This window comes from Amycolatopsis ultiminotia (genome assembly GCF_039536925.1).
Classification (GTDB): domain Bacteria; phylum Actinomycetota; class Actinomycetes; order Mycobacteriales; family Pseudonocardiaceae; genus Amycolatopsis; species Amycolatopsis ultiminotia.
The window spans coordinates 40,086-55,715 of the sequence record NZ_BAAAZN010000025.1 but is presented as its reverse complement, the minus strand read 5'-3'; the positions used below and the strand labels follow the sequence as shown (position 1 = coordinate 55,715).

Annotated in this window: 17 protein-coding genes; 8 read left to right on the top strand and 9 right to left on the bottom strand. The window is 70.0% G+C overall.

Translation table 11 applies throughout. The features are described from left to right. The first annotated feature begins 246 nt into the window (after positions 1–246). Genes ABD793_RS37755 through ABD793_RS37740 form a run of 4 tightly spaced genes read left to right on the top strand, consistent with a single transcriptional unit; the run spans position 247 to position 5,173 of the window. A complete protein-coding gene (locus ABD793_RS37755; protein WP_344868300.1) occupies positions 247–1,527 on the top strand; it encodes an MFS transporter in 1,281 nt (426 codons plus the stop codon). A 30-nt stretch (positions 1,528–1,557) separates the two neighbouring features. Further along, a complete protein-coding gene (locus ABD793_RS37750; RefSeq protein ID WP_344868299.1) occupies positions 1,558–2,334 on the top strand; it encodes an SDR family oxidoreductase in 777 nt (258 codons plus the stop codon). 29 nt (positions 2,335–2,363) lie between these two features. Further along, positions 2,364–3,809, top strand: coding sequence for an FAD-binding oxidoreductase (locus ABD793_RS37745; RefSeq protein WP_344868298.1), 1,446 nt, complete (start codon positions 2,364–2,366; stop codon positions 3,807–3,809). Beyond that, a complete protein-coding gene (locus tag ABD793_RS37740; RefSeq protein WP_344868297.1) occupies positions 3,809–5,173 on the top strand; it encodes an FGGY-family carbohydrate kinase in 1,365 nt (454 codons plus the stop codon). Before ABD793_RS37745 ends, ABD793_RS37740 begins: the two co-directional genes overlap by 1 nt. A 1-nt stretch (position 5,174) precedes the next feature. Here ABD793_RS37740 and ABD793_RS37735 read toward each other — a convergent pair whose 3' ends face one another. The 3 genes from ABD793_RS37735 to ABD793_RS37725 all read right to left on the bottom strand — a co-directional run bounded on the left by ABD793_RS37735 (position 5,175) and on the right by ABD793_RS37725 (position 7,126). Beyond that, complete coding sequence (locus ABD793_RS37735) at positions 5,175–5,729, bottom strand: glycerol-3-phosphate responsive antiterminator (protein WP_344868296.1); 555 nt, start codon at positions 5,727–5,729, stop codon at positions 5,175–5,177. Positions 5,730–5,808: 79 nt separating this feature from the next. Next, positions 5,809–6,249: a nuclear transport factor 2 family protein gene (locus tag ABD793_RS37730; RefSeq protein ID WP_344868295.1), complete on the bottom strand. Its 441-nt coding sequence runs from the start codon at positions 6,247–6,249 to the stop codon at positions 5,809–5,811. 1 nt (position 6,250) lies between these two features. Then, complete coding sequence (locus ABD793_RS37725; protein WP_344868294.1) at positions 6,251–7,126, bottom strand: TIGR03619 family F420-dependent LLM class oxidoreductase; 876 nt, start codon at positions 7,124–7,126, stop codon at positions 6,251–6,253. Between the two features lie 154 nt (positions 7,127–7,280). On the opposite strand from ABD793_RS37725, the gene ABD793_RS37720 reads away from it, so the two are divergent. Next, positions 7,281–8,120: a hypothetical protein gene (locus tag ABD793_RS37720; RefSeq protein WP_344868293.1), complete on the top strand. Its 840-nt coding sequence runs from the start codon at positions 7,281–7,283 to the stop codon at positions 8,118–8,120. 432 nt (positions 8,121–8,552) lie between these two features. Here ABD793_RS37720 and ABD793_RS37715 read toward each other — a convergent pair whose 3' ends face one another. Continuing rightward, complete coding sequence (locus ABD793_RS37715) at positions 8,553–9,362, bottom strand: Fpg/Nei family DNA glycosylase (RefSeq protein ID WP_344868292.1); 810 nt, start codon at positions 9,360–9,362, stop codon at positions 8,553–8,555. Beyond that, the gene (locus ABD793_RS37710) at positions 9,362–9,835 is read right to left on the bottom strand and encodes a ribose-5-phosphate isomerase (protein WP_344868290.1); all 474 of its coding nucleotides are present in this window, start codon (positions 9,833–9,835) and stop codon (positions 9,362–9,364) included. Before ABD793_RS37710 ends, ABD793_RS37715 begins: the two co-directional genes overlap by 1 nt. Positions 9,836–9,914: 79 nt before the next feature. Here ABD793_RS37710 and ABD793_RS37705 point away from each other — a divergent pair, with 79 nt between their 5' ends. Further along, entirely contained in the window at positions 9,915–10,700 is a 786-nt protein-coding gene (locus ABD793_RS37705) for an MBL fold metallo-hydrolase (protein ID WP_344868289.1), read from the top strand. 4 nt (positions 10,701–10,704) lie between these two features. Here ABD793_RS37705 and ABD793_RS37700 read toward each other — a convergent pair whose 3' ends face one another. Continuing rightward, on the bottom strand, positions 10,705–11,322 hold the full coding sequence (locus ABD793_RS37700) for a mycothiol-dependent nitroreductase Rv2466c family protein (RefSeq protein WP_344868287.1): 618 nt from the start codon (positions 11,320–11,322) through the stop codon (positions 10,705–10,707). A gap of 186 nt (positions 11,323–11,508) precedes the next feature. Between ABD793_RS37700 and pepN the strand changes: the two genes are divergently transcribed. Further along, positions 11,509–14,076: an aminopeptidase N gene (gene pepN, locus ABD793_RS37695; protein ID WP_344868286.1), complete on the top strand. Its 2,568-nt coding sequence runs from the start codon at positions 11,509–11,511 to the stop codon at positions 14,074–14,076. Between the two features lie 87 nt (positions 14,077–14,163). Here pepN and ABD793_RS37690 read toward each other — a convergent pair whose 3' ends face one another. The 3 genes from ABD793_RS37690 to ABD793_RS37680 form a co-directional block, all read right to left on the bottom strand. Further along, positions 14,164–14,658: a DUF5130 family protein gene (locus ABD793_RS37690; protein WP_344868285.1), complete on the bottom strand. Its 495-nt coding sequence runs from the start codon at positions 14,656–14,658 to the stop codon at positions 14,164–14,166. Continuing rightward, complete coding sequence (ctaJ, locus tag ABD793_RS37685) at positions 14,645–14,896, bottom strand: aa3-type cytochrome oxidase subunit CtaJ (RefSeq protein WP_344868284.1); 252 nt, start codon at positions 14,894–14,896, stop codon at positions 14,645–14,647. Before ctaJ ends, ABD793_RS37690 begins: the two co-directional genes overlap by 14 nt. A gap of 308 nt (positions 14,897–15,204) precedes the next feature. Next, positions 15,205–15,342, bottom strand: coding sequence for a hypothetical protein (locus ABD793_RS37680; protein ID WP_344868283.1), 138 nt, complete (start codon positions 15,340–15,342; stop codon positions 15,205–15,207). A 19-nt stretch (positions 15,343–15,361) separates the two neighbouring features. Between ABD793_RS37680 and ABD793_RS37675 the strand changes: the two genes are divergently transcribed. After that, on the top strand, positions 15,362–15,630 hold a 269-nt coding region (locus ABD793_RS37675), incomplete at its 3' end, for a hypothetical protein (protein ID WP_344868282.1).

The window sequence follows — 15,630 nt, the reverse complement described above, 5'->3', positions numbered from 1 at the left end:
GCGGCCTCCGGACGGCCGCGGACCGTCGGCCGCACCCTCGCCAAGATCCGATGACAACCAGGTAAACCTGCTGGAGGACGGGCCTTGACACCCGCTCGCACGCGTGGTTACGCTGCAGTAGAGCACAACTGAATACAACGTTACTAGAGACGCAGAGAACAGTAACCCCATTCGGCCGACGGGGAAACTGTTCTCTTTTTTTGTGTCCGGATCCCCGATTCCGGACCGCACAGTGAGGTGGTCGAGGTGCGCGGTACCCGACGGCGGCTGAGTTATCTGCTGCTGTGCATTTCCGGTGGCGTCGTTTTTCAGGTCGCCTATATCCGGTTCGTATTCCTGGAACCGACTTATCACGCGCTCGGGCTGACCGCACAGGAATACGGCGACATCATGTCGGTGTTCGGCGCAGTGGCCGCGGTGATGTATTTCGTCGGCGGCTGGTTCGCCGACCGGTTCTCCCCGCGCACGCTCGTCGTGTCCGGGCTGCTGATCACCGGGATCGCCGACCTGTCGCTCACCGTCGCACCCGGCTACGGCACGGTGCTGGCCGCGCACATCGCGATGGCCTTCGCCGGGATGGCGCTCTACTGGCCGGCCCTGGTGAAGGCGATCGGCTCGTTCGGCGGCGCCGAGCGACAGGGCAGGCTGTTCGGATTCCTGGAAGCGATCCGCGGCCTCGCTTCCACGCTGATCAGCGGCCTCGGCGCACTGCTCATCGGCAGCCTGCTCGCTCCGGCCACCGGCGTGCGCATGCTCATCGCGCTCTACGGCGGGATGTCGCTGGTGACCGCCGTCGCGCTCTGGTACACGCTGCGCGGCCAGGCGGACCGCCCGCCCGGTGGCGAACGATCCGCGCTGTCCCTGCGCCAGCTGGCCGCCGCCGCACGGAACCGCTACACCTGGCTGCTCGGCGGATCGATCATGCTGATGTACTGCTTCTACACCACGCTCGGCTACTTCTCCCCGTTGCTGCAGCACAATTTCGGGCTCACCGCCGGGCTGATCGGGGTGCTCGGCGTGGTGCGCAGCTACGTCTTCCAGTTCGTCGCCGGCCCGCTCGGCGGATTCGGGGTGGACAAGCTGACCCATTCGACCCCGCGGTTCCTGCGGCTGGCCTTCGCCGGCGCGACGGTGTGCGTGGCGGTGCTGGTGTTCCTGCCGGGCACCCCCGCGCTGTCGTGGGCGGCGCTGACGTTGATGTTCGTGTTGTCCCTCATGGTCTTCGCCAGCCGCGGGGTGTACTGGGCGAGCATCACCGAGGCGCGGATCCCGGCCGAACAGCGCGGTGGCGTGATCGGACTGGCCTCGGGCCTCGCCTACCTGCCGGACGCCTTCCTGCCGGGCCTCGTCGCATGGTGGATCGGCGACCCGGCCACCGGCACCGCCGCACACGGCGGCTACGGCACGCTGTTCGGCTTCCTCACCGTGGCCGGTGTGCTCGGCCTCGTCCTGACCACCGTGACCCTGCGGGTGCAGCGGCGGGAACCGGCCGGGCAGCCGCAACCGCGCGCCACCGCACTGACCTGAACCCCTGCATCGGCCGGAAAGGCACTTCCGTTGGAAATCCAGGACTTCTCCCTCGAGCTGTTCTCCCTGCGCGGCCGCAACGCGATCGTCACCGGCGGGAACACCGGCCTCGGCCGCGCGTTCACCGTGGCGCTGGCCAAAGCCGGGGCGAACGTGTTCGCACCCACCGTGGTGGACGACGGCGGCGAGACCCGGCAGCTGGTCGAACAGGCGGGTGCCCGCCTGGAGACGCTGAAGACCGACCTGACCGAGCCCGATGCGCCCGCACGGGTCGTGGAGTCCTGTGTGGACCGGCTCGGTTCGGTGGACGTACTGGTCAACTCCGCGGGCATCTCGAAACTCGCGCCGGTGGCCGAGTTCGGCCGCGAGCAGTGGGACCCGATGCTCGCGCTCAACCTCACCGCACCGTTCGAGCTGGGCCGGCTGGCCGGACAGCGGATGGTGGCACAGGGGCACGGCAAGATCGTCAACATCGCGTCGCTGTTCTCCTTCCTCGGCGGACAGGGCTCCCCCGCCTATGCCGCGACCAAGCACGGCATCGTCGGCTTCACCCGGGCCTACGCCGACGAACTCGGTGCGCACAACGTGCAGTGCAACGCGATCGCGCCCGGCTACTTCGCCACCCCGATCACCGCGCAGACCCGCGCGGACCCGGTCACCAACCAACGCGTCCTCGACCACATCCCGGCAGGCCGCTGGGGTGAGCTCGGCGATCTGATGGGCGCGGTGGTCTTCCTGGCGAGCCGGGCGTCGGACTACGTGAACGGGCACGTGCTCACCGTCGACGGCGGCTACCTCACCCGATGAACCGAAAACCGAACGGAGCAAAGGAAACCATGGACACGACCGGCATCCTCGACCGGCTGCGCGAGATCGCAGGCAGCGACCGCGTCGACACCGACGAGCAGCTGCTGCGCGAGGCGAGCGTCGACCGGTTCAAGAAGTACACCGCCGTGCACGGCATCTACGACGGGCCGTTCCCGATCGCCATCGTGCGGGCAGGCAGTACCGAACAGGTCGCCGCAGTGCTGGCGTTCGCGAACGAGCACGGCGTAAACATCGTCCCGCGCACCGGGCGCACCGGCACCGAGGGCGGGCTGGAGACCAGCTTCGAGCGCACCGTGGTGCTCGACGGGTCCGAAATGGACGAGATCGTGCACGTCGATCCGGTCGACCTGCTGGTCACCGCGCAGTGCGGCGTGCCGTTGCAGGTGCTGGAGGACCGCGTGCGCGAACTCGGCCTCACCACCGGGCACTCCCCGCAGTCCAAACCGCTGGCGCAGCTGGGCGGGCTGGTCGCGACCCGTTCGATCGGCCAGTTCTCCACGCTCTACGGCGGGATCGAAGACCTGGTGGTCGGGCTGGAGGCGGTGTTCCCGGACGGCACCGTGAGCCGGATCAAGAACGTGCCACGCCGCGCCGCGGGCCCGGACATCCGCCACGTGGTGATCGGCAACGAGGGCGCACTGTGCTTCGTCACCGAGGTCACCGTCAAACTGTTCAAGTACCGGCCGGAGAACCACCGTTTCCACGGCTACCTGCTCGACGACGTCCGTACCGGGATCGAGATCCTGCGCGAGGTCATCACCGAGGGCTACCACCCGTCGGTCGCGCGGGTCTACTCCGAACAGGACGCTGCCCAGCACTTCGCGCACTTCGCCGGTGGGAAGTGCGTCGCGGTGTTCCTGTCCGAGGGGCCCGCGCCGCTCGCCGAGGCGACCGGCACCGCGATCGAGGCCATCGTCGGCAGGTACCACCACGAACGGGTGGACCCGCAGCTGATCCGGGACTGGTTCGACAACCTCAACTGGGGCCCGGACAAGATCCGCGCCGAACAGCAGAGCATGCTCGCCGAGCAACGGCTGGGCTACACCACCGAGGTGTCCGCGAACTGGTCGGTGATCGGCGACATCTACGATGCGGTGCTCTCCCGGATCACCAAGGAGTATCCGCACTTCGCGGACCTCACCCTGCTGGGCGGGCACTCCTCGCACAGCTACCAGAACGGGACGAACATGTACTTCGTCTACGACTACCGGATCGACTGCGAGCCACGGGAGGAGATCACGAAGTACCACATCCCGCTCAACGCGATCATCGTGGAGGAAACGCTGGCCCGCGGCGGTTCCATGGTGCACCACCACGGTATCGGCAAGTACCGCGCGCGGTGGACCGAACAGGAGCACGGCACCGCCTACCCGATCCTGCGCAGGCTCAAGGACGCCTACGACCCGAACGGCATCATGAACCCCGGCACGATCTTCCCGGCGGGGGAACGCTGATGGCCCGGTACCTGCTCGGCATCGACAACGGTTCGCAGAGCACCAAGGTGACCGTGTTCGACGAACACGGTGTCCCGCATGCGAAGGCCCGCGTTCCGTTGCGTCCCAACGACACCCCGCAGCCCGGCGTGGTCGAGCACCCGGACGACGACCTGTGGGATTCGATCGGCGCGGCCACCCGTGCGGCACTGGAGTCCTTCGACGGCAGCCCGGCGGACATCGCCGGCGTCGGGCTGTGCACGATCCGGTTCTGCCGCGCGATGCTGCGTGCCGACGGCACCCTCGCCCAGCCGGTGCTGAGCTGGATGGACGAACGGGTGTCCCGGCCCTACGAACCGGTGAATCCCGACGTGCGCTACGTGAGCGCGTCGTCCGGCTACATCACCGCGCGGATGACCGGGCAGTTCCGCGACACCGCGGCGAACTACCAGGGCGTGTGGCCGATCGACACCGACACCTGGGCGTGGGTGGACGAGCCGGACATCCCGCGCGACATGCTGTTCGAGCTGGTGTCCCCCGGCGAGCTGCTCGGCACGGTAACTGCGGAGGCGGCCGCGCACACCGGGCTGCCGGCGGGCGTGCCGGTGTTCGCCACCGCCAACGACAAGGCGGTGGAGGCACTCGGCAGCGGGCTCGGTGACGAACGCACCCTGCTGCTGTCGCTCGGCACCTACATCGCCGGTATGACCACCGGCGCGCGAAATGTCCACGACGCCAAGGCGTTCTGGTCGAACTTCGCCTGCAGGCCGCACGAGTACCTGTACGAGAGCCACGGCATCCGGCGTGGCATGTGGACGGTCAGCTGGCTGCGCGACCTGCTCGGCGACGAGGACCGGCTCAACGCGGGTGCGGCCACCGTGGCCCCGGGTTCGGACGGGCTGATCGCGGTACTCGACTGGCTGGCCCCGGTCGAGGCGCCGCAGCGCCGGGGCGCGTTCCTCGGCTTCGACGGCAGGCAGGGCCGGTTCCACCTGTACCGCGCGGTACTCGAAGCGATCGCGCTCACCTTGTGCGGCAACGGAAACGCGATGGCCGCGGAGCTGGGCACGGAATTCGACCGGGTGCTGGTGTCCGGCGGCGGGGCCGGTTCGGAGGTGATGATGCAGATCGTCGCGGATGCGTTCGACCGGCCTGCCCTGCGCGCACCGGGCGGCGCCGAGCTCGGCTCGGCGATCTGCGCGGCGGTGGGCCTCGGCTGGTACGGCGGGTTCGACGAGGCGGTGGCGGAAATGGTCCGGCCGGGCACGGAATTCGTGCCGGACCGGACGAGGCACGAGCAGTACCAGCGGCTGCAGCAGGTGCACCGGCAGATACGCGACTACACCGATCCGCTGTTCAGCTGGCTGGCCGAGGTGCAGCGGTGAGCTACATCGCCCAGACGTCCACATTGGACGTCGCAATCGCGGTGGCGCCCGCGCCGAGCGCGGCCAGCACGTCGTCCTTGTCGCACACCAGTCCGCCGGCGATGATCGGCACGTCGGTGTCGGCCTTGAGCCAGGTGAGCACGCGGGGAACGCAGCCGGGCAGGATCTCGACGTAGTCGGGCCGGGAGATCGCCAGCTGCCTGCCGAGGTTGTGGTAGGAGATCGAGTCGACCAGGAAGAACCGGTGCACGGCGAGCAGGCCACGCGCCTTGGCCGCCTTCACGATGGCGGCCTTGCTGCTGAGCACCCCGTCGGCCTTCGTCTGCTGCGCCACGAAGTCCACCGCGATGTCCCGGCTCACCAGCCCCTCCACCAGATCCACGTTCACCAGCACGGTCTTTCCCGCGGCGTGCAGCCGCTCGACCAGACCCGGCAGGGTGAGGATCGACCCGAAGAGCAGGAAGACCACCGGCGGTTCCGCCGCCACGACGGCACGCAGCCCCGCCTCGTCCTTGACGCTCGCGACGACCGGGTGATCCGGCAGGAGTTCAGCCACGATTCCACTATGACACAGCGGAACGAGCGGTCACCGCGGCGCGCGAGCCGGACCGCGGTGACCGGGCCGGCCGGACCGGTCAGACCTGGCGGGCGGTGGCCATCGCCCGCTCGGTCTCCCAGAACGCGCGCATCGAGATGATCAGCCCGGCATCGTCCACCCGGTAGACGAACACCCCGTCGGTGTCCACCCGGTAGCCGCCGGGCAGGAACGTGGTGATGGTGCCCACGTTGGCCACCTCGGCGCCCGCCGCGAACGAATCCCGGATCACGAACTCGAAGCGTTCCACGTTCGCGATCGTCAGCTCCCAGAACGCGGCGATGCCCTCGTGGCCGTGGTGCCCCCTGCCCTGTTCGTCGAACATGGACGGACCCACCGGGTCCTCCACCACCGCCTCCGGGGCGAACAGCGTGAGCCAGCCGTTCTTGTCCCCGGCCGCGACCGCGGTCATCGATGCGTACGCGGCCGCGCGCGCGGGCGGCTGCTCCGCTTCGGTGTCCCAGCTGACTTCGACTCCCACGTCACTCCCCCATCTTCGCGATGACCTCGTCGCCGAACTTGCGGATCGCGTCGACCTTCGGGCCCAGTTCGGCGTCGAACCCGATACCCTCGAACACCCACGGCATGGTGATCGCGTCGGTCACCCCGGCCTCGGCCTGCTCGCGGAACCCGTCGAGGCCGAACCGGTCGACACAGACCGCCTGGAACTCGAACGGATCGTCGGCGCGGCCGCGTTCGGCGAGCAGCACCTTGAGCTTGCCGATGGTGTCCCGCAGCTGGTCGAGCGTCATCATCGCGGACGACCACCCGTCGGCCACCCGTGCCGCGCGACGGAGCGCGACGTCGGTGTGCCCGCCGATGTAGAACGGCACCCGCTTCGGCGGCGTCGGGCTCATGCGCAGCTTGTCGAAGTCGAAGAACTCGCCGTGGAACTCGACCATCCCGCCGTCGAGGATCAGCCGCAGCACCTCGATCGCCTCGTCGAAACGCTTGCCGCGGCGCGCGTACGGCGCGCCGCACCATTCGAACTCCTCGGGCGACCAGCCGATGCCGAGGCCGAGGCCGAACCGGCCGCCGGTGAGCACAGCCACCGAGTTGACCTGCCGGGCGAGCAGCACCGGATTGCGGGAGCCGAGTTTGAGCACCGAGGTGTAGAACTCGATCCGCTCGGTGCGCGCACCCATCGAAGCGGTCGCCACGAGCGGGTCCACCCACGGCGTTTCCTCGTCCCAGAACCGGCTGCCGTCCGGCGTGTACGGGTAGTCCGCGGACACCTTCTCGGAGTAGAACAGCGAATCCGGCAGCACGATCGAGGAGAATCCGGCCTCCTCCGCGGCGCGGGCGAGCTCGCCCAGCTGATCGAGGGGGTTCAGCGCGATCGAGAGGGAGAACTTCATGCCGCGGACTATAACGTGTTCTACTTTACTCGGCCACCGGCAGGCCGGGGGTGCTTTCGGCCGGGTCGCGGGAACTTCCCGCATGCTGTCCCCGTTGTCCGGTTCAAGAGGCGGCCTCGCGGCCGCCGCAGCAGCGGAAGACACGGAGTGACCCATGGGCACCGCGATCCTGTTGATCGTGCTGGTCGTCGTCATCGTCGGGGGTGGGCTGTACTACACCCGTACGCAGGCCGCCGCCCGGCAGCGGCAGCTGGAGGACGCCAAGGCCGACGCGCGGCGGCTCGTCGAACGGCTCGGCGGCCAGGTGCTCAACATCACCGGCGCGGACACCGCCTCCCAGCAGGCGATGGCGGACGCGAGTGAGCGCTACAACGCGGCCGGTTCGCAGCTCGAACAGGCGAAGACCGTGGAGCAGGCCAAGCTGGTCAAGGAGACCGCGGTCGAGGGTCTCTACTACGTGCGTGCCGCCCGCACCGCGATGGGCATGGATCCCGGTCCGGCCCTGCCGGACGAGGCCGAGCGCGAACGCGCGGGCAAGGTGACCGAACACCGCTCGGTGGACGTGGAAGGCCAGCACTACGAGGCTTCGCCCGAGCCCGGCCAGGGCACGCCGTACTACTACCCCGGCGGCCGCGTCGCGGGCCGTCCGGTACCGCAGGGCTGGTACAGCGAACCGTGGTGGAAGCCCGCACTGGTGGCCGGCGCGTGGGGGCTCGGCTCGATGTTCCTGTTCAGCGCGATGTTCTCCGGGATGGGCGGCATCGCCAGCGCCTCGGCCTGGGAATCGGGCTACGACGCAGGCCAGCAGGACGCCCTGGACTCCGGCGACAGCGGCTTCGACGGCGACGGCGGCGATGGCGGCGGCTTCGACGGCGGCGGCTTCGACGGCGGCGGCTTCGACGGCGGCGGCTTCGACGGGGGCGGCTTCGACGGCGGGGGTTTCGACGGGGGCGGCTTCGACGGCGGAGACTTCGGCGGCGGCTTCGACTTCTGACCTCCCACCGAACTATCGGCAACCCCACGATCCGCAGAGGCACACCCCAGCGCGGCTCAGCAGCCCCCGAGCCGCACCGCCGCGCTCAAGCACCGCCCCACCCGACCGCTGCCACGCCAGTCCGTTGCCCCGCCAGCCCGGCTCCGCGTCAACCTGCCCGCCGCACCAGCCCGGCTCCGCGTCAACCTGCCCGCCGCACCAGCCCGGCTCCGCGCCAACCCCCTGCCGCACCAGCCCGGCCCCGCGCCAACTTCCGCGTTGACCCGCTGCCGCGCCAGTCCGGTCCGACACCGTCTCGGTCCCCCGCACCGCCAACCCAGGACGGCGCCAGTCCAACACCGCTCGATCCGTTGTGCCCCAAACCGACATGGCTGCCGGCCCCCGGAGTGGCCGTGGGGAGCCGGATCGGTCAGTGGCGGGCGGGCCGGGGGCTCACGCCGGCTGGCAGGTGGGGCACCAGTAGAGGTTCCGCCCCGCCAGGGTCTGGTGTGCGACCGGGGTTCCGCACACCAGGCAGGGCATTCCGGCGCGGCGGTACACGTACACCTCACCGCCGTGCCGGTCCTCGCGCGGGGCCCGGCCCATCGCGGCCGGGAGGTGTTCCGGCGCGACCGTGTCGATGCGGCCGACGCGGACCCCGGCGCGCATGAGCGTCACGAGGTCCGTCCAGATCTCGTCCCACTGCCCGCGGTCCAGGGCACGGCCGGGCAGCAGCGGGGTCACCCCGTGCCGGAACAGCACCTCGGCGCGGTAGACGTTCCCGACCCCGGCCAGCACCGCCTGGTCCATCAGCAACGCGGCCACCGACGTGCGGGACCGGGAGATCCGCTCCCACGCCCGGTCCGGTTTCGCGCCGCGGCGCAGGGGATCCGGGCCGAGCCGCGCCTTGATCGCGTCGACCTGGGCCGCGTCCAGCAGTTCACAACGGTTCGGGCCGCGCAGATCGGTCCAGTGCGTCCGGCCGGTCAGCCGCATCCGCACCTGGCCGACCGGATCGGTCTCGGGCAACGGTGATTCGCCGAACGTGCCGTACAAGCCGAGGTGCACGTGCACTGTCCCCAGTGGACCGTAGTGGTGGAACAGGTGCTTCCCGTACGCCTCCGCGGAGGTGAACAGCTGCCCGTCGAGTTTCGCCGCTTCCCTGGCGAACCGGCCCTGCGGGCTGCTGAGGGTGACCGGCGCGCCGGCGTAACGGCGCTGGTGCAGGCGGGCCAGCCGGTGCAGCGTGTGCCCTTCCGGCATCAGTCCTCCGGCAGTGGCGGCGGGGTGCCGGTGCGCTCGTAGTCCAGCAGCTGCCGGACCCGCCGGGCGTGCCGCTCGTCCGGGGACGGCGGGGTGGCCAGGAATGCCTCGACGATCTCGGTCGCCTGCTCCTCGGTGTGCATCCGCGCGCCGACCCCGAGCAGCTGGGCGTGGTTGTGCTCACGGCACAGCTGTGCGGTCTGGACGCTCCAGCCGAGGCCGGCCCGTGCACCGGGCACCTTGTTGGCGGCGATCTGCTCACCGTTGCCGGATCCGCCGACCACGATCCCGAGGCTGCCCTCGTCGGCGACCACGCGGCGAGCGGTCTCCACGCAGAACGCCGGGTAGTCGTCGGCCGCGTCGTAGACGTGCGGACCGACGTCGACGATCTCGTGCCCCTGCCCGCCGAGGTGGCGGACGAGGTGGTTCTTCAGCTCGAAACCGGCATGATCGGATCCCAAGTAGACACGCACAGCGCGAAGTCTGCCACCCTGCCCCGCACGCAGCATGCTCCGGGGTGGGCACCCCACCGGATCGCAGCCTGGAGGCGGGATGAGCTGGACCGAGGTGGCCGAGGGCGTCCACGCACGCCGGCACGAAGAGCTGGATCTGACCACCGGACTGGTGCTCGGCGCCGAACGGTGCCTGGTGGTCGACACCAGGGGCGACGTCGACCAGGGCACGGAATGGGCCGCCGCGGTAAGGGAACTGACCGATCTGCCGTGGACAGTCGTCTACACGCACGCGCATTTCGACCACGCCTTCGGCAGCACGCCGTTCCTGCCGTGCGACGTGTGGGCGCACCCGGGCTGCCTGACCGAGCTGGTCGAGCACGGCGACGCGGAGAAACGGAAATGGGCCGCCCGTTACCGCGAACAGGGCAGGCCGGACATCGCCGGCGCCCTCGACCGCACCGCCGTCGTGCCCCCGGACCGGCTGGTGCCCGAGCACGTCGAACTCGACCTCGGCGGCCGGACCGCGGTACTGCGGCACCCCGGCCGCGGCCACACCGGTCACGATCTGCTGGTGCACGTTCCGGACGCCGGTGTGGTCTTCGCGGGCGATCTGGTCGAGCACGGGCCGCACGGGTTCACCGAGGGCTCGTTCGGCCCGGACACCCACCTCGCGCACTGGCCGGCCGCACTGGACGCGCTGCTCAGCCTGGCACCGCAGGTGGTCGTACCGGGGCACGGCGAACCGGTGGACGCGGCGTTCGTACGCCGGCACCGGGACGGCCTGCGCACGCTCGCCGGTCTCAAAGCCGCCGGCGCGACGCCGGCCGGGGCGGTCTCGCCCTACCCGGCCGACGTCACGCGCGCCGCGCTGGAGACCCCGTGAGAGGTCAGTCGAAGTTCAGCTCACCGGTGCGGGTGCGCTTGAGCTCGAAGAAGTCCGGGTAGCTCGCCAACGCGACAGCTCCGTCGAAGATCTTCAGCGCGTCCTCGCCCCGCGGGATCGAGCTGAGCACCGGGCCGAAGAAGGCCACGCCGTTCACGTGGATGGTGGGCGTGCCGACGTCCATGCCGACCGGGTCCATGCCCTCGTGGTGGCTCTTGCGCAGGGCCTCGTCGTAGTCCGTGGAATCCCCGGCGGCGAGCAGCTCCGGTGCGCCGACGGCGTCCAGCGCCTCCTTGAGCACCGCGACCCGGTCCTTGTTGCCCTGGTTGTGGTAGCGCGTGCCGAACTCGGTGTAGTAGGCGCGCACCGTCTCCTGGTCCTTGTGCTGGGCGAGCGCGGTCGCGACCCGGACCGGCGGCCAGCCTTCGTTCAGCAGCGCCTTGTAGTTCTCCGGCAGCTCGTCGCGGTTTTCGTTGAGCACGGACAGGCTCATCACTTTGAAGGTGAGGTCCAGCTCGCGGTGTTTTTCGACCTCGAGGATCCAGCGCGAGGTGATCCACGCGAACGGGCAGATCGGATCGAAGTAGAAGTCCACCTTCGTGGGCTGGGCAGCGGCAGTCATCTCTGAAGTAGCTCCTCGACGAGGTTCACCACCGGCGAAGGTGCCGGACGGCGGGGCCGTCCCCCGCACTGCGGGCCAACGCACGGGACCGGTCTGGTTGTTCCCTTCTCGCCCGCGCGGGCGCGCGCATGATTGGATGCTCGGCAGTGTGCAAACCGTAACCGGACTCGAAGACCAGAGGTGCCCGTGCCCGCCCCCAACCTGACTCGTGACGAAGCCAAGCAGCGCTCCGGCCTGCTGGAAGTCGCGTCCTACGACATCGAGCTGGACCTGACCGACGGCCGCGGCGGCCCCGGGGAGAAGACGTTCCTCTCCACCACCACCGTGCGGTTCTCGGCCGCCCGGCCCGGTGCGTCGTCGTGGATCGACCTCGTCGCCGAGGGTGTTCGCTCCGCCGTGCTCAACGGCACCGAGCTCGACGTGCACGGCTACGCCGAGGACAAGGGCGTTGTCCTGCCGGAGCTGGCCGCGGAGAACGAGCTCGTGATCACCGCGGACTGCCGCTACATGAACACCGGCGAGGGCCTGCACCGGTTCGTCGACCCGGTGGACGAAGGCGTCTACCTGTACACGCAGTTCGAGACAGCCGACGCCAAGCGCATGTTCGCCTGCTTCGACCAGCCGGACCTCAAGTCGGTGTACCGGATCACCGTGCACACGCCGCGCGGCTGGAAGGTCGTGTCGAACGCGCTCGCCGAATCGGCCGAGGACACCGCCGAGGGCGGCCGCCGCATCCGGTTCGCCGAATCCGAGCGGATCTCCACCTACCTGGTGGCGCTCATCGCGGGCCCGTACGCCGAATGGCGCGACGAATTCCGCGACGGGCACAAGACGATCCCGCTGGGCCTCTACTGCCGCGCGTCGCTGGCCGAGTACCTGGACACCGACCGGCTGTTCACCGAGACCAAGCAGGGTTTCGCCTTCTACCACGAGAAGTTCGGCATCCCGTACCCGTTCTCCAAGTACGACCAGCTGTTCGTGCCGGAGTTCAACGCGGGTGCGATGGAGAACGCCGGCGCGGTCACCTTCCTCGAGGACTACGTGTTCCGCAGCCGGGTCACCCGCTACGCCTACGAGCGGCGCGCCGAAACGCTGCTGCACGAGATGGCGCACATGTGGTTCGGCGACCTGGTCACCATGCGCTGGTGGGACGACCTGTGGCTGAACGAGTCGTTCGCGACCTTCGCGAGCGTGTTCTCCCAGGCCGAGGCCACCGAGTACCGCAACGCCTGGACCAGCTTCGCGAACATCGAGAAGTCCTGGGCCTACCGCCAGGACCAGCTGCCCTCCACGCACCCGATCGCGGCCGACATCGTCGACCTGCACGCGGTCGAGGTGAACTTCGACGGCATCACCTACGCCAAGGGCGCCAGCGTGCTCAAGCAGCTGGTGTCCTACGTCGGCATCGAGCACTTCCTCGACGGGCTGAAGGTGTACTTCGGCAAGCACGCGTGGGGCAACGCCACCCTGGCCGACCTGCTGGCCGCGCTCGAGGAGGCCTCCGGACGCGACCTGTCGTGGTGGAGCGCGCAGTGGCTGGAGACCACCGGGCTGAACTCGCTGAGCCCGCGCTACGAGATCGGCGCGGACGGCACGTTCTCCTCGTTCGCCGTGGTGCAGTCCGGCGCCGAACCGGGTGCCGGGGAGCTGCGCACGCACCGGGTCGCGGTCGGCGTGTACGACGAGGACGGCGACGGCCGGATCGTGCGGGTCCGCCGCGCCGAACTGGACGTGGACGGCGAACGCACCGAGGTGCCGGAGCTGGTCGGCCTGCCCGCGGGCAAGCTCGTGCTGGTCAACGACGACGATCTGACCTACTGCAAGATGCGGCTGGACCCGGCGTCGCTGACCACGCTGATCGACCGGATCGCGGACATCACCGAACCGCTGCCGCGCACGCTGTGCTGGTCGGCCGCGTGGGAGATGACCCGCGAGGCGGAGCTGAAGGCACGCGACTTCGTGACGCTGGTGGCCCGCGGCATCCACGCGGAGAGCCAGGTCGGCGTGGTGCAGCGGCTGCTGCTGCAGGCGCAGACCGCGCTCAACTCCTACGCCGAGCAACAGTGGGCGGCCGAACAGGGCTGGCCCGCGTTGTCCGGACGGCTGCTGGAACTGGCCCGCGCCGCCGAGGCCGGATCGGACCACCAGCTGGCGTTCGTGAACTCACTCGCCGGCGGCGTGCTCGACGACGAGGCGCTCACCGCCGTAGCGGGCTGGCTGGACGGTTCGGCGCCGCTGCCCGGCCTGACCGTGGACACCGACCTGCGCTGGCGGCTGTTGCAGGCGCTCGTCGCGCACGGCAAGGCGAGCGCCGCGGAGATCGACGCCGAGCTGGCCAAGGACGACACGGCGGCAGGTCGCCGGCACGCCGAACGGTGCCGTGCGCTCCAGCCGACCGCGGAAGCCAAAGCGGAAACGTGGCGGCGGGCGATCTACGACGACGAGATCCCCAACGCGGTCAGTGACGCGCTCATCTCCGGGTTCTCCCACCCGGGGCAGAAGCACCTGCTGGGTGGCTACGTCTCACGCTACTTCGAGGTGATCGACGAGGTGTGGGCGCGCCGCTCCAGCGAGCGCGCGCAGCCGACCGCGATCGGGCTGTACCCGTCGTGGGCGATCGAACCCGACGCGGTGACCGCCTCCGACGCCTGGCTCGAGGGTGAGCACCCGGCCGCGCTGCGCCGGCTCGTGTCCGAGGGCCGCGCCGGCATCGTGCGCGCCCTCGCCGCGCGGGACTTCGACAGCCAGGGCTGAGGACAGCGACGAAAAGGGCCGCCACAGTTGCCTGTGGCGGCCCTTTTCGTCGCTGGTGTCGGCACCGGCCTTCTTCGTGCCCGGTGGTCAGGCCTTCGGGGCGGGCCCCGCCTGGTCGCTGAGCATGCGCAGGGCGTTGACGAGACCGCCCACCAGATCGCCCTCCTTGAAGGAGGCAACCATGCTCGCCACCGCGAGCTTCGCGCCGCGGTCCGGAAGCCGGAGGTACGCACGCTGCCCGGTGACGATCTCGATCGCGCGCTGCTCCGGGGACACCGCGATCAGCACCGCGTCGCGCGGGTCCGCTGTGGACGCATGCAGCCGCTCCGCCTCGGCGCGGGTGTCCTCGCCGAGGTCGCCGAGGTAGACGCTGAATGCCAGGTCGCATTCGCGGGTCGCGAAGGTGAGCGCCTCGTCGAGCCGCGCGAGCTGCTGGACGGTGAACGGGCTGGTCGGCGTCTCCGGCTCGTACATCTTCGCGGCCGACCGGCGGCCGCTGTTCGTGATCACCTCGCCGAACGGGAGATCCTGCTCCGCCACCTCGACCGTGCTGCCCGGGTGCGTCAGCTCACCACTTGCCACGAGCGCCTCCCGCTGCCGTTGCGGCACCCTCGGGCGCCGCACTCTCCACGCCGGCCCGGTGACCGGCGCCGACGCCGTCCGGATTTCCGGTCCACCACATCGCGGGGTACTCCCACGGCTGGCCTGGTCGGTACCGCGACGTCCCCGAGGACTTCTTCCGCAAGGTGGCCGCGCCGACCACCAGGTAGATGGCCAGGGGGATGACCGCGTAGACCAGGATCGTCTCGACAACGTTCACGCCGGTGAGCGTATCGGATGCCGGTTCAGGGCACCGCACGGCGCCACTACCGCTCGCCTACCGCTCGCCGTGGGAGAACGGCCGTCCGCCGCTTGGCTCGCTCCCGCTCGCACGTTGGGGCGAAGCGGCGCACGCCGAATGATGGCAACTCACCGTACAGGCGGCCGTACCAGTGGATACCGGGTTGTCGGGGGCTTAGAATCCTCGTAGCTTTTTCACCTGTACGGGCCTTGCGCCCCACTCTCCAGCCCCAGCAGGTCACGCACCGGTCCCAGGAGGCCCGTCATGGACAGCTCCCAGCCCCCCGCTCAGGCGATCACCGAGACCATTTCGTCACCCAGCGGGATCGAATTCGTCCCCGGAACGCGTGTGACGTCCGGCACGAGGGTTACCCGGGGCACCCGGGTCACCCGCGCGACGCGGGTGACGATGGGTACCAGGGTCACCCGGGGTACACGGGCCACCATGGACACTCAGACCGCCCGCGGCACGCGGGTCACGATGGGCACGCGGGTCACCCGAGGCACGATGGGCACCCGAGGCACTCGCGTCACCATGGGCACCCGAGTTACCCGAGGCACCCGCGTCACCATGGGCACCCGAGTCACCCGAGGCACCCGCGTCACCATGGGCACCCGAGTCACCCGAGGCACCCGCGTCACCATGGGCACCCGAGTCACCCGAGGCACCCGCGTCACCATGGGCACCCGAGTCACCCGAGGCACCCGCGTCAC

Bases quoted from the DNA above. Each gene is read 5' to 3' on its own strand.
- ABD793_RS37720 (WP_344868293.1), top strand. From the start codon at position 7,281: ATGGGCACCGCGATCCTGTTGATCGTGCTGGTCGTCGTCATCGTCGGG.
- ABD793_RS37715 (WP_344868292.1), bottom strand. From the start codon at position 9,362: ATGCCGGAAGGGCACACGCTGCACCGGCTGGCCCGCCTGCACCAGCGC.
- ABD793_RS37725 (WP_344868294.1), bottom strand. From the start codon at position 7,126: ATGAAGTTCTCCCTCTCGATCGCGCTGAACCCCCTCGATCAGCTGGGC.
- ABD793_RS37705 (WP_344868289.1), top strand. From the start codon at position 9,915: ATGAGCTGGACCGAGGTGGCCGAGGGCGTCCACGCACGCCGGCACGAA.
- ABD793_RS37700 (WP_344868287.1), bottom strand. From the start codon at position 11,322: ATGACTGCCGCTGCCCAGCCCACGAAGGTGGACTTCTACTTCGATCCG.
- ABD793_RS37740 (WP_344868297.1), top strand. From the start codon at position 3,809: ATGGCCCGGTACCTGCTCGGCATCGACAACGGTTCGCAGAGCACCAAG.
- ABD793_RS37745 (WP_344868298.1), top strand. From the start codon at position 2,364: ATGGACACGACCGGCATCCTCGACCGGCTGCGCGAGATCGCAGGCAGC.